This window comes from Sneathiella chinensis (assembly GCF_012720115.1).
GTDB lineage: Bacteria > Pseudomonadota > Alphaproteobacteria > Sneathiellales > Sneathiellaceae > Sneathiella > Sneathiella chinensis.
In genome coordinates this window covers 451,381-476,298 of record NZ_VNWN01000004.1, presented here as the reverse complement: position 1 = coordinate 476,298, position 24,918 = coordinate 451,381, and the positions used below count along the sequence as shown (strand labels likewise).

Annotated in this window: 23 protein-coding genes; 7 read left to right on the top strand and 16 right to left on the bottom strand. The window is 56.5% G+C overall.

Annotation, left to right across the window (positions count from 1 at the left end):
• Positions 1 to 7: 7 nt before the first annotated feature.
• From FQB27_RS08830 to FQB27_RS08815, 4 genes are all read right to left on the bottom strand, one after another.
• Complete coding sequence (locus tag FQB27_RS08830; RefSeq protein ID WP_169560600.1) at positions 8 to 1,498, bottom strand: FAD-linked oxidase C-terminal domain-containing protein; 1,491 nt, start codon at positions 1,496 to 1,498, stop codon at positions 8 to 10.
• A 157-nt stretch (positions 1,499 to 1,655) separates the two neighbouring features.
• Positions 1,656 to 1,781: a type B 50S ribosomal protein L36 gene (ykgO, locus tag FQB27_RS08825; protein ID WP_169544712.1), complete on the bottom strand. Its 126-nt coding sequence runs from the start codon at positions 1,779 to 1,781 to the stop codon at positions 1,656 to 1,658.
• A gap of 125 nt (positions 1,782 to 1,906) precedes the next feature.
• Positions 1,907 to 2,815, bottom strand: a complete 909-nt coding sequence (locus tag FQB27_RS08820) for an SAM-dependent methyltransferase (RefSeq protein ID WP_169560598.1) — start codon at positions 2,813 to 2,815, stop codon at positions 1,907 to 1,909.
• A gap of 164 nt (positions 2,816 to 2,979) precedes the next feature.
• A complete protein-coding gene (locus tag FQB27_RS08815) occupies positions 2,980 to 4,572 on the bottom strand; it encodes a class I adenylate-forming enzyme family protein (protein WP_169560596.1) in 1,593 nt (530 codons plus the stop codon).
• Positions 4,573 to 4,818: 246 nt separating this feature from the next.
• Between FQB27_RS08815 and FQB27_RS08810 the strand changes: the two genes are divergently transcribed.
• Both FQB27_RS08810 and FQB27_RS08805 read left to right on the top strand, forming a co-directional pair.
• Complete coding sequence (locus tag FQB27_RS08810) at positions 4,819 to 5,217, top strand: HIT domain-containing protein (RefSeq protein ID WP_169560594.1); 399 nt, start codon at positions 4,819 to 4,821, stop codon at positions 5,215 to 5,217.
• Positions 5,218 to 5,420: 203 nt separating this feature from the next.
• Entirely contained in the window at positions 5,421 to 6,572 is a 1,152-nt protein-coding gene (locus tag FQB27_RS08805; protein ID WP_169560592.1) for a sensor histidine kinase, read from the top strand.
• A gap of 9 nt (positions 6,573 to 6,581) precedes the next feature.
• Here the strand turns inward: FQB27_RS08805 and FQB27_RS08800 are convergent, their stop codons facing one another.
• The 5 genes from FQB27_RS08800 to phnD form a co-directional block, all read right to left on the bottom strand.
• Positions 6,582 to 7,919: an adenylate/guanylate cyclase domain-containing protein gene (locus FQB27_RS08800; protein WP_169560590.1), complete on the bottom strand. Its 1,338-nt coding sequence runs from the start codon at positions 7,917 to 7,919 to the stop codon at positions 6,582 to 6,584.
• A gap of 149 nt (positions 7,920 to 8,068) precedes the next feature.
• The gene (gene phnE, locus FQB27_RS08795; protein ID WP_206374473.1) at positions 8,069 to 8,890 is read right to left on the bottom strand and encodes a phosphonate ABC transporter, permease protein PhnE; all 822 of its coding nucleotides are present in this window, start codon (positions 8,888 to 8,890) and stop codon (positions 8,069 to 8,071) included.
• Positions 8,887 to 9,687 carry a phosphonate ABC transporter, permease protein PhnE gene (gene phnE, locus FQB27_RS08790; RefSeq protein ID WP_169560589.1) on the bottom strand — a complete coding sequence of 267 codons (801 nt, stop codon included), beginning with the start codon at positions 9,685 to 9,687 and terminating at the stop codon, positions 8,887 to 8,889. The genes phnE (FQB27_RS08795) and phnE (FQB27_RS08790) overlap by 4 nt, the downstream gene beginning before the upstream one ends.
• Positions 9,684 to 10,487 carry a phosphonate ABC transporter ATP-binding protein gene (phnC, locus tag FQB27_RS08785; protein WP_169560587.1) on the bottom strand — a complete coding sequence of 268 codons (804 nt, stop codon included), beginning with the start codon at positions 10,485 to 10,487 and terminating at the stop codon, positions 9,684 to 9,686. The genes phnE (FQB27_RS08790) and phnC overlap by 4 nt, the downstream gene beginning before the upstream one ends.
• A 161-nt stretch (positions 10,488 to 10,648) precedes the next feature.
• Positions 10,649 to 11,665: a phosphate/phosphite/phosphonate ABC transporter substrate-binding protein gene (gene phnD / locus FQB27_RS08780; RefSeq protein ID WP_169560585.1), complete on the bottom strand. Its 1,017-nt coding sequence runs from the start codon at positions 11,663 to 11,665 to the stop codon at positions 10,649 to 10,651.
• Between the two features lie 336 nt (positions 11,666 to 12,001).
• Here phnD and FQB27_RS08775 point away from each other — a divergent pair, with 336 nt between their 5' ends.
• From FQB27_RS08775 to FQB27_RS08765, 3 genes are read left to right on the top strand one after another with little or no spacing between them, the layout of a single operon-like run.
• Entirely contained in the window at positions 12,002 to 14,383 is a 2,382-nt protein-coding gene (locus tag FQB27_RS08775) for an ATP-binding protein (protein ID WP_169560583.1), read from the top strand.
• On the top strand, positions 14,383 to 15,756 hold the full coding sequence (locus FQB27_RS08770; RefSeq protein WP_169560581.1) for a sigma-54-dependent transcriptional regulator: 1,374 nt from the start codon (positions 14,383 to 14,385) through the stop codon (positions 15,754 to 15,756). Before FQB27_RS08775 ends, FQB27_RS08770 begins: the two co-directional genes overlap by 1 nt.
• Positions 15,757 to 15,766: 10 nt before the next feature.
• Positions 15,767 to 16,645: an alpha/beta fold hydrolase gene (locus FQB27_RS08765; protein WP_169560579.1), complete on the top strand. Its 879-nt coding sequence runs from the start codon at positions 15,767 to 15,769 to the stop codon at positions 16,643 to 16,645.
• A 27-nt stretch (positions 16,646 to 16,672) separates the two neighbouring features.
• Here the strand turns inward: FQB27_RS08765 and FQB27_RS08760 are convergent, their stop codons facing one another.
• Positions 16,673 to 17,122 (bottom strand): MarR family transcriptional regulator, encoded by a 450-nt coding sequence (locus FQB27_RS08760; RefSeq protein ID WP_169560577.1) that lies wholly within the window; start codon positions 17,120 to 17,122, stop codon positions 16,673 to 16,675.
• Between the two features lie 82 nt (positions 17,123 to 17,204).
• Here FQB27_RS08760 and FQB27_RS08755 point away from each other — a divergent pair, with 82 nt between their 5' ends.
• A complete protein-coding gene (locus FQB27_RS08755; protein WP_169560575.1) occupies positions 17,205 to 17,999 on the top strand; it encodes a DUF1428 domain-containing protein in 795 nt (264 codons plus the stop codon).
• Between the two features lie 16 nt (positions 18,000 to 18,015).
• On the opposite strand, the gene FQB27_RS08750 is transcribed toward FQB27_RS08755, so the two are convergent.
• Positions 18,016 to 19,908, bottom strand: a complete 1,893-nt coding sequence (locus tag FQB27_RS08750; protein ID WP_169560573.1) for an ATP-binding protein — start codon at positions 19,906 to 19,908, stop codon at positions 18,016 to 18,018.
• Positions 19,909 to 19,933: 25 nt separating this feature from the next.
• Here FQB27_RS08750 and FQB27_RS08745 point away from each other — a divergent pair, with 25 nt between their 5' ends.
• Positions 19,934 to 20,185: a hypothetical protein gene (locus tag FQB27_RS08745; RefSeq protein WP_169560571.1), complete on the top strand. Its 252-nt coding sequence runs from the start codon at positions 19,934 to 19,936 to the stop codon at positions 20,183 to 20,185.
• On the opposite strand, the gene FQB27_RS08740 is transcribed toward FQB27_RS08745, so the two are convergent.
• The 5 genes from FQB27_RS08740 to FQB27_RS08720 all read right to left on the bottom strand — a co-directional run bounded on the left by FQB27_RS08740 (position 20,160) and on the right by FQB27_RS08720 (position 24,846).
• Entirely contained in the window at positions 20,160 to 21,677 is a 1,518-nt protein-coding gene (locus FQB27_RS08740) for an alanine/glycine:cation symporter family protein (RefSeq protein WP_169560570.1), read from the bottom strand. The two genes, FQB27_RS08745 and FQB27_RS08740, sit on opposite strands and share 26 nt — an antisense overlap.
• Before the next feature lie 37 nt (positions 21,678 to 21,714).
• Complete coding sequence (locus tag FQB27_RS08735; protein ID WP_169560568.1) at positions 21,715 to 22,146, bottom strand: universal stress protein; 432 nt, start codon at positions 22,144 to 22,146, stop codon at positions 21,715 to 21,717.
• A 299-nt stretch (positions 22,147 to 22,445) separates the two neighbouring features.
• A complete protein-coding gene (locus FQB27_RS08730; RefSeq protein ID WP_169560566.1) occupies positions 22,446 to 23,651 on the bottom strand; it encodes an MFS transporter in 1,206 nt (401 codons plus the stop codon).
• A gap of 49 nt (positions 23,652 to 23,700) precedes the next feature.
• A complete protein-coding gene (locus tag FQB27_RS08725; protein ID WP_169560564.1) occupies positions 23,701 to 24,153 on the bottom strand; it encodes a hypothetical protein in 453 nt (150 codons plus the stop codon).
• A gap of 117 nt (positions 24,154 to 24,270) precedes the next feature.
• Positions 24,271 to 24,846 carry a DUF4865 family protein gene (locus FQB27_RS08720; protein WP_169560562.1) on the bottom strand — a complete coding sequence of 192 codons (576 nt, stop codon included), beginning with the start codon at positions 24,844 to 24,846 and terminating at the stop codon, positions 24,271 to 24,273.
• Positions 24,847 to 24,918 lie beyond the last annotated feature (72 nt).

Here is a 24,918-nt window from a genome sequence, read left to right as displayed (position 1 = left end):
TCAGCCCTTAAAATCTGGGAATGTCCGGGAACGGCAACTGGCCATGATGCACATGCATCCGGCCCAGTTCAGCGCAGCGGTGCAAAACCGGGAACACCTTTCCGGGGTTCAGGCGCCCTTCCGGATCGAACGCGCATTTCAGTCTTTGTTGCTGTTTCAAATCCTCTTCCGAGAACATCTCGCCCATAAGGTCGCGCTTCTCAATCCCGACGCCATGCTCGCCCGTCAGGACGCCGCCAACCTCAACACATAATTTCAGGATATCAGCCCCGAACTGCTCGCACCGCTCCAGCTCTCCCGGCACGTTGGCATCAAAAAGGATCAGGGGATGCAGGTTCCCATCCCCGGCATGGAACACGTTTGCAACCCGCAGCCCGTAGTGCTCTGACAGTTCATTCATCCGCGCCAGCACATGGGGAAGCTGGCTGCGCGGGATGGTGCCATCCATGCACATATAATCGGGGGAAATCCGCCCCACAGCCGGAAACGCCGCCTTTCGTCCGGCCCAGAAGGTCATCCGCTCTTCCTCTGTCCGGCTCTGGCGAATAACCGTGGCGCCGCATGCCTTGGCAATCTCCCCGATCCGGTCATTCAGATAGGTGATTTCCACTTCCGGCCCGTCCAGTTCCACGATCAGCAGGGCCTCCACATCCAGCGGATATCCGGCGTGACAGAATTCCTCAGCCGCGTGAATGGCCGGACGGTCCATCATCTCCATCCCGGCGGGAATAATCCCCTCGGCGATGATCCGGCCAACACAATCACCGGCCTGCTCGCTGGTGGGGAAACCGATCAGTTGGGCCGAGATATGCTCCGGGCTTCGCAGCAGGCGCACGGTAACCTCGGTAATAACCCCCAGCAATCCTTCCGATCCGGTCAGAATGCCCAGCAGGTCATACCCCTCCGCATCCAGATGCTTGCCGCCCAGACGGACGATCTCGCCCTCCATGGTCACCATTTCCACGCCAAGGACATTATTGGTGGTCAGCCCGTATTTCAGGCAATGCACCCCGCCGGAATTTTCGGCGATATTGCCGCCGATGGTACAGGCAATCTGGCTGGACGGGTCCGGCGCATAATAGAACCCGTCGGCCTTGACCGCGTCGGTGATGGCCAGATTGGTAACGCCCGGCTGGCACACGGCGCAGCGGTTCTCATAATCGACCTCAAGGATACGGTTGAATTTCCCAAGCCCCAGCAAGACACCGTCCGCAAGGGGCAAGGCCCCGCCGGATAACCCCGTCCCGGCCCCGCGCGGCACCACATTGACCTTTTCGCGGGCACAGAATTTCAGGATTTCGGCAACTTCTTCCTTCGTTTCCGGCAGCACGGCAATCATGGGGAGCTGCCGATAGGCGCTCAACCCGTCACATTCAAAGGCTCGCAGGTCCGTTTCCCGGTCGATCACACCTTCCGGGTTTCGGACAATTTCTTTCAAGCGACGAACCAGATAGTCTCTCTTGGCGAGGACTTCCTGATCCGGTTCCGGCATTTTCATAATGGCTTCCCACACTGCGTCTGGCCTTCAGGGCCAGATTCTCTTAGTTGAAGAGACTATAGTGTCATGCGGGCAATAAAAAAACCGCAGCTGAAGCTCAGTGCGGTTTTTTTTCACTATCCAGAAATTCTGGCCAGATTTTTATTTTCAAAGCGTATCAGCCCTGGCGTGCCTTGAAGCGCGGGTTTGTCTTGTTGATAACATAGACACGACCCTTGCGACGGACTACGCGGCAATCGCGATGACGTTTCTTCGCAGATTTCAGCGAGTTAATGACTTTCATTGTACAGGCCCTACAATAACTGTTCAAATTTGAAGGCCGGACCATACTTGCCCGTCCCCCGTCTGTCAATGCCGAAAACGCCCGGTTCCTGCGATTCATATCCGCTGGCGGGCGCCCTGACGGCGTTAAAGGATTTGCGCCGGCACGCGGGCATAGATACGGAACACTTTCAACGCTCCGGCTTCCATGGCTTTCACCCGTGCTGTCCACAATTCCCCTTCTTTCAGAACCCAGTCATGAAGATGACCGCTTTTTTCACCCCGGCCGGTTCTGGCGGCATATTCGGAGAAGGCCTTCAAGACGTTGGCCTTGTATTCGTCTGTTGTATCCTCTGCGATACTGACTTCGAAACCTGCCTTGGTCAGCATGCGGCGAATCTCTCTCACATCGTGAAGATGCGGAACCTCTCGTTCCAGACCGAACCATTCCTGCAAGGCAGGGTGATCGGCCTTGCTGCCGTCCAGCATGTAATCGGACATCATGAACTGGCCTTCCGGCTTCATCATTTCATGAATCCGGTTGAAACAGTCCTGCTTGTTCTTCACATGGAACAGGGCCTCTGACGCATAGGCCGCGTTGGCAGACTTGGGCTTGGGTTCGAAATTCTCGAAATTGCACTGCTCTACCCGGACATTCCGGGACAGGCCAGCCATCCGTGTCTGGGTGGACGCTGCCTCCACAAGGTCGGCATCTTCCTCATAGGCGGTGATATAGGTTTCGTACTGATCCACCACCCAATGGGAAAACCCGCACAGGCCGGACCCAAGTTCGACCACGCTCATTGTCTTGTTGATGCCCATGGGGGTTGTCAGGCGTGCCTTGACATTGTCGGGAATACAGCGGGTCATGCCCACACCGAACAGGGTGACAACGGACCTTTGACGACTCAGGCTCCAGCCGTGAACGGTAGGAGGACCATCATCATGGACCGGCTCCGGCTCCACCTCCACCTTCTTTGCAACCTTGTGCAGTTCATATCCCTCCCACCAGAGCTTCAATCGCTCCTTCAAGGGGAGATTATTCACCTCACTCATCTCTCGCGCTGCCTGATCCTGTACTCAACCCGATACGCCCCATTTATCTGTCCGGCCTCGAAATACCGCCAGATTATGCCGACCATACTGCAACATTGTCGTTAACAGAGGTTTAACAGTCAGGAAGGGGCAAATGCAATCAATTTGCCCCTCCAGACATGCAGTTATTTGCCGCTATATTCTTCCCGCAATTCCCGCTTCATGACCTTGCCAATGGTATTGCGCGGAAGGTCATCGCGGAATTTCACACCGGATACCCGCTGTGTTTTGCCAAGCCGCTCATTCACCCAGGCCATCAGTTCCGCTTCCGTTGTCTGGTCCCCGGCTTTTTTCACCACCAGCGCCAACGGGGTTTCCCCCCATTCCTCGCTGGGAATAGCAATCACGGCGGCATCAGCAACCGCCGGATGCGGGAACAGCTCCGCCTCGATATCAGCGGCATAGATATTGAACCCACCGGACAGGATCATGTCTTTCTTGCGGTCCAGCAAATAGAGGAAATTGTCCTCGTCCAGACGCCCCATATCGCCGCTGCGGAAGAAAATCTTTCCTTCCGGGGACGTCCACAGCATGTCCGATGTCTGTTCCGGCTTGTTGTGATAACCGGTCATCATGGCATCGGAACGCCCGACAACCTCACCGATCTCGCCTTGCGGCAGTTCCTCGCCTGCCTCGTTGATGATGCGAAGATCAACGCCCTCGCCCGGCTTGCCGACCGAGGCCAGCTTGTCCGGGAAGTCGGTCGCCACCAGTACCGTGCCAATCCCCCCTTCGGTGAGGCCATAAATCTCGATCAGCTTGCCCGGCCATCGCTTCAGGGCATCCGCCTTCACATCGGCCCGAAGCTGGGCGCTTGTGGACATTTTCATCCGGAAATGACTGAGGTCATAGCTGTCAAAATCCGGGGAGGCCAGAATCCGCTGATACTGGACCGGGACCAGCATGGTGTGCGTGACCTTGTGTTTCTCGGCCAGTTTCAGATACTCATCCACATTGAACTTGGGCATCAGGACAACCTGCCCCCCCAGCGCCAGCGTCGGCAGCATGGCCACCAGCGTGGTGTTGGAATAAAGGGCGGTTGAGCTCAATGTCACAGCGCCAACCTCAAAGCCCAGTTTTTCAAAACGGGCCACATGCTGGTTGCGCATGTGGTGGCTCTGCTCAATTCCCTTGGGAACGCCTGTTGTCCCGGAACTGTAGATCAGGTTGAACGCGTCCTCTGGCTGGATCGGGATGATCACCTCCTGATCGGATTGCGCCGCCAATACCTGCTCATACGCCGCCCAGCCGTCTGCCGTGAAATCAAAGGCCACATATCCATCATCGGGGAGACCCTTGACCTGCCCCCGAAACGGGTCGATCAGGCCCCGCGTCGAGGCCGAGGCAAACACCATGGCCGCCCCGCTATCCTCGATCATGCCCTGAAGCTGCGAGGAAGATGCCATGCCGGACAGGGGGACCAAACAGGCGCCTGCCTGAACGGTACCCAAAAAGACCTCGATATATTCAAGGCTGCTGGTCGCGAGAACAGCCACCTTGTCACCGCGCCCGATGCCCCGGCTTTGCAGCAGGTTCGAAACCCTGTTGATCCTTGGCATGAAAGTCCGCCAGGTGTGAACGCGCTCTCCAACTCTCAGGACTTCCATGTCAGGATGGTCGGCGGCCGCTTTTCGGATACGCTCTGGAAAACTGATGAAGGGGGCCTCTGTGCTGCGCTCGCTGAAAAGTCCGGTCTCCGGCAGAGGGTGAGTGGTCATATCTACTTCCTTGTTATTGGCGCAACGATGCCAGCGAGGCTCCCCTCTGCCGACCTGTCCTGATCGCCATCTTGTTATCTTTTGACGGCGCCAGAATACGCATCAAAACCCCGGATGCCAACTGACTATTTCATTCCCGGCACGGCCCTGCCCGCAGGCGCCCAGAGCCCTGCAGCAGGGTAAAACCGGTTTGTCATTCCAAGGCTTCAACGATAGTATCCTGTCATTCAACCGCGAGAGCCCCCCATGTTCAAACTTCATCCCAGACTGCAGGCCGACACCCATTCCATCGGTGATCTTTCCGCCTGCCGCGCCCTGCTCATGAATGATGCCCGCTACCCGTGGGTGATCCTTGTACCGACAGTTGACGACATCACGGAACTTCATGATCTGGACCCGGACACCTATCAGAAAGTGTCGGGCGATATCCGCACGGTTTCCGAAAGCCTTTCCGCCCTGTATGTCCCCTGCAAGATCAATGTAGGCGCCCTTGGCAATCTGGTCCCCCAGCTTCATATCCATGTCATTGCCCGCACCCCGGAGGACGCCGCATGGCCGGGGCCGGTCTGGGGACAGGGACAGGCCATCCCATACGACAAAGAGGCCCTGACCGCCCGATTGAAGGAATTACAGAGCCTGCTGTAACCCGCCCCCGGGCGGGGTGGGTTGGCGCCAATCCGGGGGCGCGACTTCTCGGCCAGAACACCCCCCGCGCCCCTTTAAGGTAATTTTAGTATTATTATAATAGCGTTCAGACGAGTTGGTTGGACAGGGCAATGACGGAGGAGAGTATCTGAAAGATGGACAGAGCCCCCATGATATTTGCCTCCATAAGATTGGTACTCTTCGTGGGTATCTTTATCTATGTGGCTTTTATCCAGAGCCATATCTCCCGTAAAGAACAGGGGATGCGCTTTTTTATTGGCGGGTTTCTGTTGCTGGCCTTTGGCGGCGCCCTGGATATTTTCTACAACGAACTTGTCAAAACCGGCATCATCCCCATTCCCAACGCCGCCGTTCCCTTCCAGATTGCCATCAATTTCGGCGGCTATATTCTGGGCGTGGCCTTCATCGTGATTGGCATCTATCGCTGGTCCCTGTCGGTTGCCGTGTTGCAATCCACCCTTCAGGAAGTCCGGGAATTGAAGGATGAACTGATCGCGCAAAATGCCAGCCTGCAGGAAAAAAGCCGGGATCTGGAAATCCGCACGGTCGATTACCTGCAACAGCGGGAGGCGGCCATCGCCTCGGAAAAGTCCAAGACCAACTTCCTGCGCAATACCAGCCATGAACTGCGCACCCCCCTGAACGCCATTATCGGCCTGTCCGAGATTCTGAAATCAGGACAGGCGAAAGACGCCCGGCAGGCAGAAGAATTCGCAGGCATGATCCTGACCTCCGGCAGGACCCTTCTGAAAACCATTGATACCATTCTGGAAATTGCCCGTATCAGGGCGGACGATTATGCCCCCAGCCTGAAGCAACAATCCCTTGAAGACGCCCTTGAGCAGAGCCTGAGCGTCGCCCGCCCCAAGGCCCAGACAAAGAATATCGGCATCACCTGCACCCCGCCGCCGGAACAGGCCCCTACCGCCATTTTTGATGCTACGGCCACAAGTCATGTCCTGATCCGGTTACTGGACAACGCGGTCACATATTCCCCCGCAAATTCCGAAATCACCATTGAAAGCGGCTTTACCGGCCAAGGCAGCAACCGACAGGTCAAGGTCTCCATCAAGGATCAGGGACCCGGAATAGATCCTGACTTTCTGGATTCTATCTTCGAACTGTTCAGCCGGGCAGAACGCTGGCAAAACCGGGGGGCCACCGCCGATGATGGCAGCGGTACAGGACTGGGACTGGCCCTTTGCTACCGAATGACCGAGGTCCAGAACGGACGCCTTGACATTCAAAGTGACGGGACCAATGGCACCCAGTGCAATTTGTACCTGCCCGCCCCCGAAACCGGCGAGACCGACAGCGCCCTCGCACTGCCCTAATCGTCTCCCTCACGGACCAGCGATGGGGCTGGGGGATGGGGACGAGGCCGAACTCCTGAACACACTCACTGGCCGGGCCAATCCCCGAACCGGCAACTCACCCACCTTTTCGGCGGCCTGATGGCCCGCCGCTTCGACGGTTGTTTCCGTCATCAGAAGGCGGGTTCCCTGCTCCTTGTTCATGCCCTCAAGCCGCGAGGCAAGATTGACCGTATCGCCATACACCGTATAGCTCTGCCGTCCGGCACCGCCGATACTGCCCCCGATCACAGGACCGGTGCTAAGGCCAATCCGGACATCCAGCTTTTTCCCATCGAACCGCGCCCTCTCCACCAGCGCCAGAATATCATGGGCCGCGTCAATGGCGTGGCGGGCATGATCCGGGTCTTCCACCGGCAGGTTGAAGGTTGCCATAATCGCATCGCCAATAAAACTGGTCACCACCCCCTGATGGCGCGAGATTATGGCCGTTGCCCCGTCGAAATACTCGTTCAGGACCCTGACAATCCGCTGGGGGCCATCATCCTCCGTCATTTTTGTAAAGCCTGCGATATCCACGAACAGGACCGTGGCCTCCCGCTCTACCGGTTCCAGCAAACCCTTGTCGGCAATCAGGGCGTTGGCAATTTCCTCCGGCACATATTGCGAGAACACCTCGGTGATCGTCTGGCGTTCCTGATCCAGTTCCAGTTGCCGGAACACCGTATTGCGGGCCCGCCAGATGACCATGGAAATCAGGACCGCGACAATCAGGAAGGCAATGCTTTCCTGCACCCGGCTACCCAATCCAATGAAGTTCTCGTTGAAGAAGATATAAAGAAAGGTTTCCTTGTCCGGCTGCGCCCCGATATCCTGCCAATCGAACCGAACCGGCATGTCCCGAATGGCCCAGAGCCAAGCCCCCAGCCATGCCACCACCCCGACCCCACCGGCCCACAGGACAAGCCACGGGGACAGGCTGAACGCCGCCATGGCCAGCACCAGATACAGGAAGGGGAAATAGGTCAGACGGAAATTCATGACAACGGGCAGGTCCATATACTGATATACCTTTTGCGTCGCCATCAGGGCCGCAAAAACCGCGAAATCAATGGTCACGAAGATATATTTGACCCAGTAACAGTCAAACCGCGACCCCAGCAGCTTCAGATGCAGGGCCCCCAACAGAAAAAAACCGGAAAAGGCGATCAGATATCCTAGGGCGATATCCGGGTCCATCATGCGCGACAGCACAAAGAAAGTGCCGATAATGGCGATCGCAATCAACCGGCCTTTCAAGGCCACTCTCAAGCCGGCTTGCTCCGCCTTTCGGAACGTTGCCGCAATATCAATATCCCGTATGGGCATCCAGACTGCGCCTCCACCCCAGATGGTATATCCTCATTTAATAATGCTCAAATAAAAACATAACCGCGGTTATAAAAAAAGCCCGGCTCAAGACATGAACCGGGCTTTCCATCAAACAGGATCAAACCTGCTTTTTTCCGATAGAAGGATCAGATAATGCGCTTTCTGATCTGGGTCACCAGAAGCTCCACCAGACCGACAACCACCAGCATGCTGATCAGCACCATGGCGACACGATCCCAATAGAACAGCTCCAGTGCCGTGTTCAGGGCCACACCGATACCACCGGCACCGACAAGGCCAAGGACAGCGGATTCGCGCAGGTTGATGTCCCAGCGGAACAGGGCAACCGACCAGAATGTGGGCAGGACCTGCGGCCAGTACCCCATCATCATGGTGCTGAACCACGGGGAACCACTTGCCTCCAGCGCCTCAATGGGCCCCTTGTGACTTTCCTCCAGCGCCTCACCGAACAGCTTGCCGACAAAACCGACAGACCGGAAGGCAATGGCAAAGGCACCCGCCAGCGGTCCCGGGCCGAGGATGGCAACGAACAACAGCGCCCAGACGAGGGAGTTGATGCTGCGTGAAGACACAAGGATCAGGCGACCGAACCAGTTCAGGAACTTATTCTTGGTCACGTTCTCGGCAACCATAACCCCGACAGGGACCGCAAGAATAAGCGCGATCAAGGTGCCAAGGGTGGCGATATGGATGGTTTCCAGCAGCGCCTCGTGAATGCTGTCTGGATAATAGCTGAGGGCCGGCGGCCACATGCGGTTGAACATGTCACCAATCTGCTCCGGGGCATCCATCAGGAATTCCGGGATAATTTCGATGGTCTGTGCAGACACAACGATGGCGGCAACCGTTACGAAATAGAACAGGAACCGGGCGGTCCGTTCCATGGGGGTGAAGCGGGACCAGGTCCTCTTTTCCATGAAAGAGGCGTTAGCCGTATTCTCGCTCATCGATAAAGCCTCCTCATGATGTTGTTGATGCCTTCTGCTGCCATGATCAGCGCAATAATGGAGATCAGGATCGCAGATACAAAGTCGTAGTCGAACCGCTGGAAGGCAGCAAACAAGGTGCCCCCGATGCCACCGGCACCGACGATCCCGACCATGGTCGAGTTTCTGAGATTGGAATCAAGCTGGTAGGAGGTGAAACCGATAAAGCGGCCCATGACCTGCGGCAGAACACCAAAAATGATCACGCTGCCGAACGGGGCGCCCGTGGCCCGGATGGCCTCGATTTGCTTCAGGGAAATTTCCTCGATCGCCTCGGCAAACAGTTTGGCAATGAAGCCGATGGAAGCAACCACCAGCGCCAAAGTACCCGCCAGGGCACCAAAGCCAACGGCCTTCACGAACAGGATCGCAACAATCACCGGGTGGAAGGACCGACAGGCCACAATCAGAAGACGCGCAGGCCAGGTCACCCAGGCAGGCATCAGGTTGCGTGCCGCCAGAAAACCAACCGGCAAGGACAGAACGACCCCGGCGGTGGTGGCGATGATGGCAATCTGCATACTTTCGAGCAAACCTTCGATCAGCAGATTGTAGCGTTCAAAGTTGGGCGGGAACATCCGGCCCAGAAAGTTGGCGCCATGCTCCATCCCGTCTGCAAGGCGGCCTGTGTTCACGTCAAACAGGCTGAGGACGTAAACCAGATAAACCCCGAGCAGGATATAGGAGATCGTCGCCAGCCAGTTGCGCTTTGGCTTGTATCTCCTCTGCACGGCAGTGGTGGTATCGGATGACGTCATGACAGCCAGTCCTCGCCGCCGTAGATGGCCTTGAGATGCTCGTCCTGCAATCCGTCCGGGGCGCCATCATAAACCACGTGACCGGAAGACATGCCAACGATGCGATCGGCAAACCGCTTGGCGAGTGTCACGTCGTGGATGTTGATGACAACCGGGATGTTGCGAATTTTCGCCTGTTCCGTCATCAGGTCCAGAATTTCAACCGAGGTTTTCGGGTCAAGGCTGGAGGTCGGCTCGTCGGCCAGAAGAATATCCGGGGACTGCATCAGGGCGCGGGCAATGGCGACACGCTGGCGCTGACCACCGGACAGGGCATCGGCCCGCTGGTCGGCGAAGTCTGCCATGCCAACCTGATCCAGAAGTTCAAAGGCGCGCTGCATGTCCGCCTCCGAGAATTTCCGCAGCCAGGCGCGGAACGGGGACACATATCCAAGCCGTCCACTCAGAACGTTTTCCATGACGGACAGGCGTTCCAGAAGGTTATATTCCTGAAAAACCATGCCGATATGACGGCGGGCAAGGCGCAGTTGCTTGCCGCTCAGTTTTGCCAGGTCCTTCCCCTTGAACAGGATTTCCCCCTTGGTCGGATCAACCAGACGATTGATGCACCGGATCAGGGTACTTTTACCGGTTCCGGAAGGCCCGATGATGGCCGTGATGCCCCGGGCTTCCAGTTCAAGTGAAATACCGGAGAGAACCGGTTTCCCCGGAGTATATTCCTTAACAAGATTCTTGATGACAAGTGCACGGGACGTCTCAGCATCCGCATGTGCCAAAGACGAGGCAGCCGTTTGATTCATAATTGATTTCCTGTCAACTGACCCCCTGACGGCCCGAAACCGATCCGAAGAAGGGGCGTAATTCAATAACTAATCAAGGGCGGACAGCAGGCCGGAAACGACAGGCTGTCCCACCCGAAAACAAGGTCAGGCCGGTAATTCCAACCTGACCCCGTCATGCGTTACTTTTTCTTGGCTTTCTTTTCCGCTTCCTTCGCGGCCATTGCGTCCAGACCCTTACGGTCATAGGAAGCGCCGGTTGCGTTAGCGATTGTGCGGATCACGTCCCAGTCAGCCTTGTAGGTGATCGGGTAGAAACGATCCGCGCCCTTGAAGGCGTCCTGCATGGGCTTCGGGAAACGATAGGTGTGGAAAGCACCGACAATCTTCCGAACCAGGTCCGGGTGCAGGTCATGTGCATAGGCAAAGGAGGAGGTCGGGAATTTCGGGCTGCGATACAGAACCTCGATCTCGTCGCCGTTCACGACACCACGGGCAACCATCCGGGTGTAAACGTCGGATGCAACCGGAGCGGCATCATAGTCACCGGAGACAACGCCCATGACGGACTGGTCATGCTTGCCGGAGAAAACGATTTCGTAATCTTCGCCCGGAACCAGACCTTCATCAGGCAGCAGGGCGCGCGGCGCCAGGTTGCCGGAGTTGGAGGAAGGAGAGGTATGCGCAACCTTCTTGCCCTTCAGGTCGGCAAGGGATTTGATACCGCTGTCCTTGCGGGTGATCATAATCAGGTTATAGCCCTGGAACCCGTCCGGTGTCCCTTTAACAGCGATCGGAACCGCACCGGCAAGGTTGACGGCGAAGCCGGTCGGACCGGTGGAGAAGCCGGCGATATGCAGACGGCCGGAGCGCATGGCTTCAATTTCAGCAGAGTTGGACTGAACGGTGTAATAGACAACCTTCTTGCCAGTTGCCTTGGACAGATACTCCTGGAAATCGGCAAATGCGTCACGATATACAGCCGGATCTTCAACCGGAGTATAGGTAAAGACCAGCGTGCTCGGGTCTTTCCACTTGGACTCATCGGTCGGTGAGTCGGCGACAAGGTCCCCGTCAACGTCACAATAGAGTGTATCGAGTGAACCACGCGGACAGTTTTCATCCGCAAAAGCAGGAGCAGAAGCTCCCATGATCATGGCGCCGCCAACAGCAGCACAAAGCAATAATTTGGAACGCATTACAACGATCCTCCCTTGATTTCTTTCCATCTTGAACTGCCCACACCTCTTCGTGCGATGCTACAGGCATTCCATTTCGCATCAGCAAGGATTGCGCCAGTTTGGCAAACAATCAAACAAGGTTCTGATTTTATAACTTTATTACGTTAGCTTAATTCTGTGACCGGCGACACATTCGGACAATTTTGGCAGGCCGAAAAACAAACAATCTGCCAAATTTGTCAGATTTTATTCCTCGCCCCTCTCCTCCCCACCGCGCCCAACCACCGAAACACTTGCAGGCAGGGCCCAATGCGCCCTAAAACTAGGGAAATCACGGGTCAGTCAAGGAAGCAGATGCGCAGTTTTTCGCCAAGATTTATTCCTCGCGGTATTGGGGCCAAGGTCAATCTGGCATTTGCGGTCATCTGCTCGGTCATGATCGGCACCCTTGTCCTGTCCTGGCTGGCGTTTGAGGAACTGGGGGACCAGATCACCGAATTCAGTGAGGTCCGCACCCCTTCGCTTGCCAAGTCCATCAACCTGCTTGGTATTGCCAACAGCTTCCATGAGGCGGGACCAACACTGGCCCGCGCCCCGGACGAGGCCCAGCGGCGCGCCATCTATGGCCGTCTGAATGATTACCTGAACCGGATGGGCATCCTGAATATCGCCTACGAACGGGAAGGTCTGGATGAAGACAACAAGGGGCGCATTGACGATCTGGTTGAACGCCTGAAAACCAGCCTTACCCTGCTGAACACCTCGGCCCAGTATCGCATCCGCCTGCTGCGTTTTCAGCAGGACCGACAGGCCCTGCTTCAGGCCGATCACCGGCACCTGCAAAAGCTGCTCTCCAACATGGCCTCCATCCGCACAACCGTGGGCAGCGAACTTGTCTCGCTGGACCGTCTGTCGAACCGCTTTCACGACATTCTGTCCAACGATCTGAACACCCTGTCCGTTGAAGGGTTTTCAGCCTCTGTGCACCAGTTGCGACAACTTGAAAAGGACATGACGGACACGGCCGCCCAAATGCCAAGTTATGTCCAGAAAGCCGTCAGCCGTTTTACATCCCACATCCACGGGGATCAAAATCTGGTCCATTTGAAGGAACAGCAACTTCAAACCGAAGAGAACGCCACCCGCGAACTGGACAAGATACAGGTCAAGATTACCCAGATCAGGCTGGTCCTGTCCCTGACCGTCAAGCGAACGGAAGATGCCATCAAGGAAGCGACCGACACCGCCCGCAACCTGATCAGCCTGCGGACGGCGCAACTGGCCCTTGCGGTGATCGTGGTGGTCCTGACCGCCTTTTTCGCCAGCCTTGTTTTTGTTCGGCGGTCCCTTGTCCGGCGCCTGACCAAACTGGGGCAGTCCATGCAGAAAATTGCCGAAGGGCAACTGGATACCCCGATCGACACCCGTGGTCATGACGAGATATCCCGCATGGCCGACGCCCTTGTCATCTTCCGCAATACCGCCAGAGAGGTGGAAGAGCAGCAGACCCGTGCCATTATCGAAAGCTCCGTTGCCGGACTGGTCATGACGGATGATGCCGGCCGGATCGAATTTTTCAGCCATACCGCAAGGCAGCTTTTCGGCTATCCCGCCGACATATCCGGGCAATCCGAAAAATTCATGGCGGACCTGATCAGCGACAAGGACAGGCCCGCCCTTGCCGCCCTCCTGAGCGCCGGGAATGAACCGGTCCCCGGCCAGCAGGACACCTGGATACCCACCATCATCGAACTGACCTTCCGCACGCGAGACGGCACCTGTTTTCCCGGCGACATCGCCTGCCGAACCGTTCGCCAGCGATCCGGCATCAAGCGGATTTTCACGATTTATGATGTCACTGACCGCAAACAGGCACAGGAAAAGCTGGAAGAAACTGTTGCCCTCAGAACCGCTGACCTCCGCTCCGTGGTTGATGAACTGCGGCAGGAGGTCATGATCCGTAAAAAGGCCGAGCAATCCTTGCGCAACACCCGCGAGGAACTGGTACAGGCCAGCAAGCTGGCGTCCCTTGGCAAGATGGCATCGGGCATTTCCCATGAATTGAACCAGCCCCTGATGGCCGTTTCCAACTGGATCCACAATGCTACCCTGCTCATCGACAAAGGCGACCTTGCTTCTGCGGGCAAGGCCCTTCAGGACATGGATGTTCAGGTGGTTCGAATGATTGAGCTTGCTTCGCACCTCCGCACCCTTGCACGGCAGCCCGACCTCAGCTTTGCCCCCACGGACCCGGCAAAATGTCTGGGCCGGGCCCTTGATCTGTTCAGCACCCGGATCAGTCAGGACCACATTACGGTCAGCCGCCAAATCCCGGAAGGGGCCTTTTCCCTGCAGACCGACGGCCTGCGGCTTGAGCAAATCTTCATCAACCTGATTTCCAACGCCTTTGACGCCATGCAGGGCAAGGAGGAACGGGAATTGACCATCACCGCAACGACCGGGGATACAGGACTGCTGACCCTGTCCTTCTCCGATACCGGATCCGGCCTTGAAGAAGCGGTTCTACCCCATGTTTTCGACCCGTTTTTCTCGACCAAGGACGTCGGACAGGGGATGGGACTTGGGCTGTCCATTTCGTATAATATCGCAAGAACACTGGGGGGCACACTGACCGCCCACAATAACGGGGACTGGCAAGGCGCCACCTTCACCCTGTCGCTGCCGACAGAAGGGCATCCGGCCACCCTTCCCGTACAAGCAGAGGAAATCTGGTAATGGAAAGCAAAACCCCGGACATTGCCGTCTTCTTTATTGACGATGACCCGGCCGTCCTGACCAGCGCGGCCCAAACCCTTGAGCTGTCCGGCTTTCACGTTCGCACCTTTGACAATGCGGCTGAGGCGATTGAGGAAATCTCCCCCCATCTTGCCGCCGTGGTGGTGGTGGATGTGCGGATGCCGGGAATGGATGGACATGCCTTTCTGAAAGAGGCCGTGTCCCTTGACGGCGAACTGCCTGTCATCATGCTGACCGGGCACGGGGATGTGGATATGGCGGTCACCGCCATGCGAAACGGTGCGTGGGACTTCCTGCAAAAACCGGTTCACCCCCGGCAACTTGTCGAATGCGTTGAGCGGGCCACCCGCCACCGGGCCGTTGTTCTGGAAAACCGGGCTTTTCGAAACTCGCTTCAGGACCAAACCGGCATTCGGGAACGCCTGATCGGACAAAGCGCCGGAATGGTATCGCTGCGGGAAACCGTTGCTGCCCTTGCGACCACAGATGTCAACATCCTCATTCGCGGCGAGACCGGCTCCGGCAAGGAAGAGGTTGCCCGCTGCCTGCATGAATTTGGCCCCCGCAAGGACCGGAACTTTGTCGCCATCAACTGCGGCGCCGTCCCGGGCAGCATGATTGAAAGCGAACTGTTCGGCCATGAGAAAGGCGCCTTCACGGGCGCCGACAAGCGGCGGATCGGAAAACTGGAACATGCGGATGGGGGCACGGTGTTTCTGGATGAAATCGAATCCATGCCCCTTGATCTTCAGGTCCGGTTGCTGCGGGTCCTTCAAGACAAGGTGATTGAGCCCATTGGCGGCAACAGGATTGTCCCCGTGGATATCCGCTTCATCGCCGCCAGCAAGGATGACCTGCACGAACGGGCATTGGCTGGCAGCTTCCGCGAAGACCTCTATTACCGCCTGCATGTGGCCGAGATTTTCATCCCCCCCTTGCGGGAACGCCACGAAGATATCCCGGTTCTGTTTCGCACCTTCCTGTCCCGCGCTGCGGACAGGCTGGACCGCCCCCTGCCCCCGGTCTCGCCGGAACTGGATCAGGACCTGCTGTCCCATACATGGCCGGGCAACGTTCGCGAACTGATCAGCGCGGCGGAACGATATGTGCTTGGGCTTCCGCTTACCGGCTCCTCAGGCGGAAAGGAAACGCCCTCCCCCACCTCGGAGGGGCATGGCCTGCAACAGCGCCTTGAACAATTCGAGAAAAGCCTCATCCTCCGAACACTGGCGGCCCATGGGGGCTCCATGCAGAAAACAGCGGATGAGTTGAAAATCCCCTACAAAACCCTGTACCTTAGAGTTCGAAAATATGGCATCGATAAAAACGCCGTAAAGGCGGAACCAGACTGAGACAGGGATCATGGATAAAAAGACGCTGACGATTGCCGGAACCCCGGTGGACTATCTTGAGGCCGGGGACGGCCCTGCCCTCCTCTGCCTGCACGGTTTCCCGGATCACCCCTACAGCTTTCAACACCAGATCCGGTTTTTCAGCAACCAAGGCTACCGCGTCATCGCCCCCTTCATGCGCGGATACGGCCCGGATATTCGGGACCAGAACCCCCGCTTTACAGCCTCTGAAACGTCCCTTGATGTGATTAATCTTCTGGATGCCCTCAATATCGAGAAAACACTTCTGATCGGTCATGACTGGGGGGCCACCGCCGCCTATGCCGCGACCTTACGCGCGCCGGAGCGTATTCACAAACTGGTCACCCTTGCCGTGCCCTATGGGCGTCGCTTCGCCGAAGCCCTGATCACCGATCCCGATCAGCAGCGCCGTTCGTGGTACATGTTCTTTTTTCTCTCCCCGTTTGCCGAAGCGGCAGTTCGGCATGATGATTTCGCCTTTCTTGACCGCCTGTGGGCCGACTGGTCACCGGGATGGATACGGGACGAGGATTATATGGCACACCTGAAGGAAACGTTCCGCCGCCCCGGCGTCCTTAAAAGCGCCCTTGACTATTACCGGCACACCTTTGGGCCCGCCCCGGAAAAGGCGCGCCCCGGCCAGAAGAAAAGCGGCTTCGGCACCCAGCCCATCCCTGTTCCCGGCCTCTATTTTCAGGGGATGAAAGACGGCTGCATGGGGGTGGATCTGGCCGACGGCATGGAACAGCTTTATCCAGAAGGCCTGAAAAAAGTCCTGCTGCCAGAGGCCGGGCATTTCCTCCATCTGGAAGAGCCGGACCTTTTCAACCAGACCGTTCTTGAGTTCATTACCGAAAAGGCGCGGTAATCAGCCGTTCGGAAAAGGCACCCCTTTCTAGAGGACAGCCTGTAATCCGCCCCTTAAGGCCTCCCCCCCCGGTTCACCCAGCTTCTGGTCAATTTCACGGTGGGTTGCCTCCCAGATCGGGTAGGCCTTCAGCAACACGGCATGCCCCTCCTCCGTCAGGGTCAGAAGACGGCTGCGCCGATCTGACGGGTCCTCTGTCATATCGACAAGCCCCCGCTTTACCAGTGGCTTCAGGGCAGCGGTCAAGGTTGTTCGGTCCATGGCCAGAAAAGACGCAGCCGCACCGATCGTGAGACCCGGCGCAGGCCGGTTCAAGGACATCATCAGCGAGAACTGCCCATTGGTCAGCCCGACCGCCTGAAAAGCCACATCGAATTTACGGGCCAGAACCCGTGCAGCCCGTTGCGCCGCCAGACACAGACAATGATCCCGGACATCAAGGGTCGCGGCATATGGAAATTGCTTCATATTTGACATACGCAAATTATGTTGATACCAACCTAATTGTCAATACGAGAACCCAAAGGTTTTTGCTAAACGAGAAAAGGGAGGAAAATCATTGCCACATTTCATTGGATGCGTTGCTGCGATTCCGATCAAAAACAAGGACGCCTATCGCCAACACACGGACAGTCTGGCCCCCTACTTCAAGGAGATCGGCACAAACTATCTGCTTGAATATTGGGAAAACGACATCCCCGATGGAAAGATCACGGATTTCCGGCGGTCAGTCCTGGCACAAGCGGGCGAAGCCATTGTCTTTTCCCTGCTGGAATTTCCCGACAAGGCAACGGCCGACAGCAGCTATCAGAAAATGGCAGAAAACGAGGAGGTACGCCGTCTGGAAACAGAAATGCCGTTCGATGGAAAGAGAATGATTTTTGGGGGCTTCACCCCCCTAACCGAGGCCCCCACCGCCTTGGACGCAGGCTATATGGATGTGTCCCTTCTTGCAGTGCCCTTCTCGAACAGGGACGCCTACGAACAGCAGGCCCGGCACGCCGCCCGCATTTTCAAGGAACACGGGGCCCTGCAGGTTGCCGAAGCGTGGGGAGATTCCCTGCCAAACGGAACGCTCACCGATTTTTTCCGTGCCGTACAGGCAACGGAACAGGAGAATGTCGCCCTGTCTTGGGTTCAATGGCCATCGAAGAAGGCACGTGATGAAGGATGGCAGAAAATATGGGCTGACCCCCGTATGGAACAAATAGGGGCGTCCTCTCTTTATGATCATCAACGGCGGGTCTTTGGTGGCTTTACCCCCTTTACGATTCCCGAACGGCATAGCAGTATTTCCAAAATTCAGCACCGTTTCGGTCCTGCTGGCCTGTATCCAGACATACAGGCTGGCTGAACACCTCCGCCCGGCTTCAGGAAACGGCGGTGCGGGACAGGGTCTTGCGGATTTGGCCCGCCAGTTCAACTTTTCGGAACGGTTTCTGAAGCAGGGTGATATCCTTTTCAAACCGGTCCAGATGGCTGGCCGCGGCCTTGGTATAGCCGGACATGTAAAGGGCGGGAATGGGACCGTACATCTTCCTTGCCTCTGCAACGAAGTCGATCCCGTTTGTCTGCCCCGGCAGCATGACATCGGTCAGGATCAGATCAACCGTTTTTCCGCTCTGAAGCACCTCAAACGCATGGTCGGCGCTGGCCGCGCTCAAAACCTCATAGCGCAAGGATCTCAGCAACTCACCAATCAGGTCCATCAACTCGCTATTATCCTCAACCAACAGAATGACTTCCTGACCAAGGCTTCCTGACAGGCTTTCCCTGTATACCGTCCCCCCGGAAGGCAGCCCTTCTGTATATCGGGGAAGGAACAGGCGGACCGTGGTGCCCTTGTCCATTTCACTGTAAATCGTGATATGGCCACCGGTTTGCCGGACAAAGCCGGACACCATACTGAGCCCAAGCCCCGATCCCTTGCCCACTTCCTTTGTGGTGAAGAAAGGCTCGAACGCCCGTTCCTGAATTTCCGGGGACATCCCCTGCCCGGTATCACTGACCGACAGAACCACATATTCCCCCGCCGGGATGCTGTTTCGCCCCTCGGCCCAGTTCTCGTCCAGCGCGAGATTCCCGGTCTCGACCGTCAGGCAGCCCCCGTTCGGCATGGCATCCCGTGCATTGATCGACAGGTTCAGAAGGGCATTTTCAAGCTGACCCGGATCAATTTTACTGGACCACAAATCCTTGCCAGCCACCATATCAAGCTGCACCGCCTCGCCCAGAATACGGTTCAGCATGGACCCCACCACCTCCAGCGTGGCGTTGATATCCACCACTTCCGGATACAGGGCCTGCTTGCGGGAATAGGCAAGCAGTTGCTGGGTCAGTTGGGCGCCCCGTTCTGACGACCGCAGCACCGCCTGCAACATTTTGTTCCCGCTGCCCAGTTCATCTTCAAGCAGTTCCGCATTGCCCTGAATCACCGCCAGCAGGTTGTTGAAATCATGGGCAATCCCGCCGGTAAGCTGGCCCACCGCTTCCATTTTCTGGGACTGCCGCAATTTTGCTTCGGCATCCCGCATCTGGGTCACATCCTGTAAGGTGCCAAACCGCTCGGTTACGGTCCCGTCCGCCCCCCGGACAAATTCCCCATGCTCCAGCACATCCATGAAGGACCCATCCTGACGAACCAGTCGGTAAGCCAGTTCGTAATCCTTCCGGTCCCGATCAATATTCTCGAATTCGGCAGAAACCCATTTCCGGTCATCGGGATGGATGGCTTCCAGCATATGCTCTTTCAGATAGGCCCGGACATCCTGACCGGGAACGCCCAGAATTCGGGCATATTCCTCACTCCACGAGGACAGCTCATCCTTCTCCACATTCCAGCGAAAACTACCGATGCGGGCTTGCCGCTGGGCACGGACCAGATCCTCTTCCCGTGCTTTCAGTGCCCCTTCCGCCAACTCCCGGCCCGCAACCGCCTCGCCATAGCGCTTGACCTTTGGCAACCACAGGAAAAATCCGACCCCGAGAACGGTGAAGCCCGCCGTATAGCCCACGCCTTTTTCCAAAAATGTGACAAGCCCGCCCGACGGGTCCAGCGCCAGAACGGTCGGCATGAAATCGGTGAAGTCATCCAGAACATCGATCACCATTCCGAACAGCAGCAACACAAATCCCGCAACAACCATCAGATAGCCAAGCCTGCCCCCCTGCCCCGTTCGGGGCCAGCCCTTGAACAGGATAACGGTGATCAGGCCGGTCATTACCGTGAACCTGAGAACTTCCAATAGTGCATTTACAGTCATTGACGCGCCCGGATACTGTAACCTTATGAGGCAGGATGTTATTTTTCCTTTTCCTGCCGCCAGCAGTCTAGAGACTTCCCGAACGGATAAACAAGAAAATCTTTTTAAAAGCGAAGAGGTTGCCAGATTATTTCACAATTTTGAAACACGTCCCCCCGCCTCTGCCGCCCCCCCTCTCTCTTCCGATGCGAAAAAACAAAAAAGGGCTGACACCGTGGCGCCAGCCCTTTCAGGTGAAAGCGGTATTTTACCTATTCAGCAGCGGCCAGTTCCTTGACCTTGCGGATTTCACCACTGGAAAGTTTCTCGTGATAATCCTTCAGCAGGGCCTTCACCTTCGGCATCAACAGATACAACCCGATGATATTGGCAATCCCCATGGCAAAGATCATGGCATCCGAGAAATCAATGACCGGTCCAAGGCTCATGGACGCGCCGATCACGACAAAGACGCAGAAGATCAACTTGAACGTCACCTCCTTCGACTTGCCTTCCCCAAACATATAGGTCCACGCCTTGAGCCCATAATAGGACCAGGAAATCATGGTCGAGAAGGCGAACAGGACTGCCGCAAAGGCCAGTACATATCCAAAGCCCGCGAAATTGGCTTCAAACGCCTTCGAGGTCAGCGCGATGCCCGTCACACCATCGCCCGGAACCCAGGAACCGGTAATGATGATCACCAGCGAGGTCATGGTACAAATGACAACCGTATCAATGAACGGCTCCAGCAGGGCGACATACCCTTCGGTCACAGGATGCTTGGTCTGGACGGCGGAATGGGCGATCGAGGCAGAACCGATACCGGCCTCATTGGAAAAGGCCGCCCGCTTGAACCCCTGAATAAGGGCCCCCACAATCCCGCCGGCAACCGCCGTCGGGGCAAACGCCCCTGTGAAAATGGCGCTGATGGCGTCTGGAATGGCCGTGAAGTTGATCAGGATAATGATCAGGGCCGCCCCCACATAGATCACCGCCATGGCCGGGACCACTTTTTCCGTAACCCGCGCAATGGATTTGATCCCGCCGATAATAACAACCCCCACAAGGGCCGCCATGATCAGGCCAAATAACCAGCCCCTGCCTTCAAAAAACGGGAAAATGCCGGAAATCTGGGCATAGGATTGATTGGCCTGGAACATGTTGCCGCCGCCAAGTGCCCCGCCGATGCAGCAAATGGAGAAGAAAATGGCAAGGAACTTGCCCAGTCTGGCCCGGCCATCCTCGGACAGGCCCTTGGACAGATAATACATGGGGCCACCGGAAACCGTCCCGTCCGCATATTCATTCCGATACCGAACCCCCAGAATACATTCGGTGAATTTGGAGGCCATTCCCAGCAATCCGGCAAGGATCATCCAGAAGGTTGCGCCGGGACCGCCGATATAGACGGCCACGCCGACACCCGCGATATTGCCAAGCCCGACCGTCCCGGACAAAGCCGTGGCCAGCGCCTGAAACGGCGTCACCTCGCCTGCATCTTTCGGGTCCAGATAGTCGCCCCTTACCAGTTCGATCGAATGCTTGAACCCGCGAAACTGGACGAAACCGAAATAGATGGTGAAGATTGTCGCCGCCAGCACCAGCCAGCCCACAATCAACGGAAAGTCGGTGCCGAAAATAGGCACGGAATAGAAAACCGTACTGACAATCGGATTGACGATCGGCGCCACAATATCACTGATGGCCTGATCAATACTGCCCTCGGCATGGGCGATGGATGTCATGAAAAACAGGCTGCAAATGGCGCCTGCAAGGCTTCTTAGCATAATATTCCCCCCTGTTGTCTGTGATTTCAGTCTGCCGTTACGGCACGATCGTCAGCGGTACGGGCGAGGCCTGTGCCAATGAAATGGCAAGCCCGCCAAGCAACCGCTGCGTCAGGGCCGTATCTCCCGTCCGGCCGATGATGATCTGGGCGGTCTCTTTTTCCTTCGCCAACGAGCAAAGAACCTCGACCGCATTGCCATGGCGGGCAACGGCATGGGACACAACGCCCCTCGCCTTCAATTCCTCCGCCAGCGGAAGAACAATTTCCTCGGCCCGTTTCAATTCCTGAACCCGCCGTCCCTTGCGTTCGGCCAGTTCAGCAGCGGTATGGAAACTGTAGGGTGACCACTCAATCACAAAAACAAGATGAAGTTCAGCACCGGACTTTTCCGCCTGCGCCGCGGCATAGTCCACGGCCCGGCGGGACTGATCTGTTCCGTCAAAGCCGACAATATAGTTGTAAGGCATTTTCCCTCCCCGATTTGTGCCGTATTCGCCACCACCCCCGGAGGAAGGTCCCGCAATGGGAAACAAGGCGGATCAGGATAAAAGGTCACGTCAGGCACCCCCAGGTTTTCTTCCTTCCCCGCCCTTACCCTAACATAGTTTATATATTTGTAATGTAATTTCTCCCCTAAAAAGAGAATATATTACTTTAACTTACCCTCATAAAAAAGAACCCCCGAAAGAAAGCGACCCTCCAAAACGAAAAAAGCCGCAAACCCTGATGCGGATTTGCGGCTTTCTTTTCACGTTGGAAAAAGGGGTTATTCAGCCCCTTCCGCCATGACCTCGGACCGGCGGCGCCCGAAAATCTTGAACAGGGCGATCCCGGCCACAACGGCGAAGAACGGCAGAACGGTCATGTTGACCACATCCCAACCAAAGGTCTGCTGCAGGATACCTGCGGACAGGGAGGCAGTTGCCACCGTGCCAAACACCATGAAGTCGTTGAAGCCCTGCACCTTGGCTGTTTCTGACGGCCGATAGGTCGTGGCCAGCAGGGTTGTCCCGCCAATGAACATGAAGTTCCACGACACCCCAAGCAGGACAAGCGCCACCCAGAAATGGGAAATGGCCAGCCCGGACAGCGCAACGGCAACACAGAGCATGCCAAGAACAGCCCCGATAAAGATGATTTTAAATTCCCCATACCGGGCAATCAGGGAGCCGGTAAAGAAACTGGGGCCATACATGGCCACCACATGCCAACTGATCACGTTGAAAGAGTCGGTCGGCGTCAGCCCGCAGCCAATCATGGCCAGCGGTGTTGCCGTCATGACAAAACTCATCCCCGCATAACCGATCATGGCACTCAGGATCGCCAGAACGGCCGTCGGCTGGCTGATAATTTCCAGCAATGGCCGGGCTTCGGCGGCCTGTTCTTCCATCTTGGGGGACGGGATTTTCACAAAACTGATCATCAGGACAACCAGCAGTCCCAACGGGATAATCGCAAGATACGGCCCCAGATAGGTAAAGGGCAGGAACAGATCCTTGCTATGGCTGGCAATCTGCGGCCCCAGGAAACCGGCGATCAATCCCCCTGCCATGACATAGGAGACCGCCTTGCTGCGGAAGGCAGGGCCTGCCACATCAATGGCCGCAAACCGGTAATAGTTCCCAAAGGCGGTGTAGGTACCGACCAGAAGAACACCCAGCGTAAAGCCGATAAAGCTGCCCATATAGATCGACAGCGACGCGATCACCGCACCCATGATCCCCAGCAGGGCGCCAAAAATGAAACCGGCTTTCCGCCCGGCTTTCTTCATGAACAGGGAGGCCGGAATGGTGGCAAGGGCGGTTCCCGTCACAACGGCCGTGACCGGCAAGGTCGCCAGGGTCTTGTCATCCCCAAGAAGCAGCAGCGCCACAAGCGATGCGGAACTGATCATGATCGATGTGGTGCTGGTCATCATGGCCTGACACCCGGCCATGAGCAGAATACTTATTTTTGTTTGGCGGCTATTCACGTCTGCCACTCCTTTAAATCAGAACAAGGAGGGACAGAAAGGGTCGCTCCTAACTACCTTTTATCACCCTGACAACGAGAATGTCAGTAGGGGCATTTCCCCCAAGAACCTTTTCTGCCTGTTTCTTCAGGCGGGACTTGACCAATGCCAGATTGACCCCATTTGCCGGATCGTCATGTACCGCACCGGTTCCGTTCATCTCCATCAGGAAGGCGTCGCGAATACGGGGGGCCAGACGCTCTGAGTATTCTTTCTGGGACCGTTCGGCGAATTCCATGCTCAAGGTCATGAACATATAGTATTTGGTCCGGCCGCTTCTTTTGGACCGAACCGGGATGCTCAGCGGCTCCATCTCCCAGTAGAAGGGACCGACTTCCGCGTTTTCTTCCTCTTCGGAGGAACCGGCCGCCATGCTGTGTCCCGGATTCCCCAGAACAAGAACGGACATCAGGACCGCCACGATAACCTTGCCGAACAGGCGCCTTGAACATTCCCGGGCCATCCGCATCCACCTCTTGGTACTTGTTTCACCTGGGCAGACTTTTGCACACAAGATTTACCGAAAGGTTTACACCAGCCACAAAAACAGAAAAAGCGACTCAGGACAGGGTTCCCCGTCCTACGCCGCTCCGCTGATCTGCTTGGTTTCTTCCAGCACTTCGTACCGACAGACACAATCGGCCTTTGAAGAAACGGCCTTGTCCTCTGACGTCCAGAGGCTGAAACGTGAAATTTCCCAGCGGTCCGGGTCCAAAAGGACCATATGGGCCACCAGTTCTTCATGTTTCATCATTTCCTGATGCGTACAGCTTTCCCGCTCTTTCAGGTCGCGAAGCGGTTTCTGACACTGGACCTTGTCGATTTCGGACATCATGAAGCGCGGCTCCACATCAGCCCCTTTATAACCGAATTCAAGAATCTGCCAGCTTCTAACCCGAGGGCGGCCAAAATCCTGAACCACATCCCCAAACAGGTTGTTCATCAGAAAACTTTGTGCGGCCTGGGCATTTTCCCAAATATACAGCGGAGCATAGATATGCTCTTCGGCATCATACAAATAAAACTTGTATGTCAGGCCGGGATACCCTTCGAACATGGGGCCGCGGGCGGATACACGATCATGGACCCGGGCATCATCGAAATCTTCGGGCAAACGGACTGAATACTGCATTGCCAGCATATAGCTCTCCCACACGATGGATCGAAGAGGGGATTTTTCCAAAAAGCGGCGCCCAGAACAATTGTCAGATACGCATACCTCGCATGC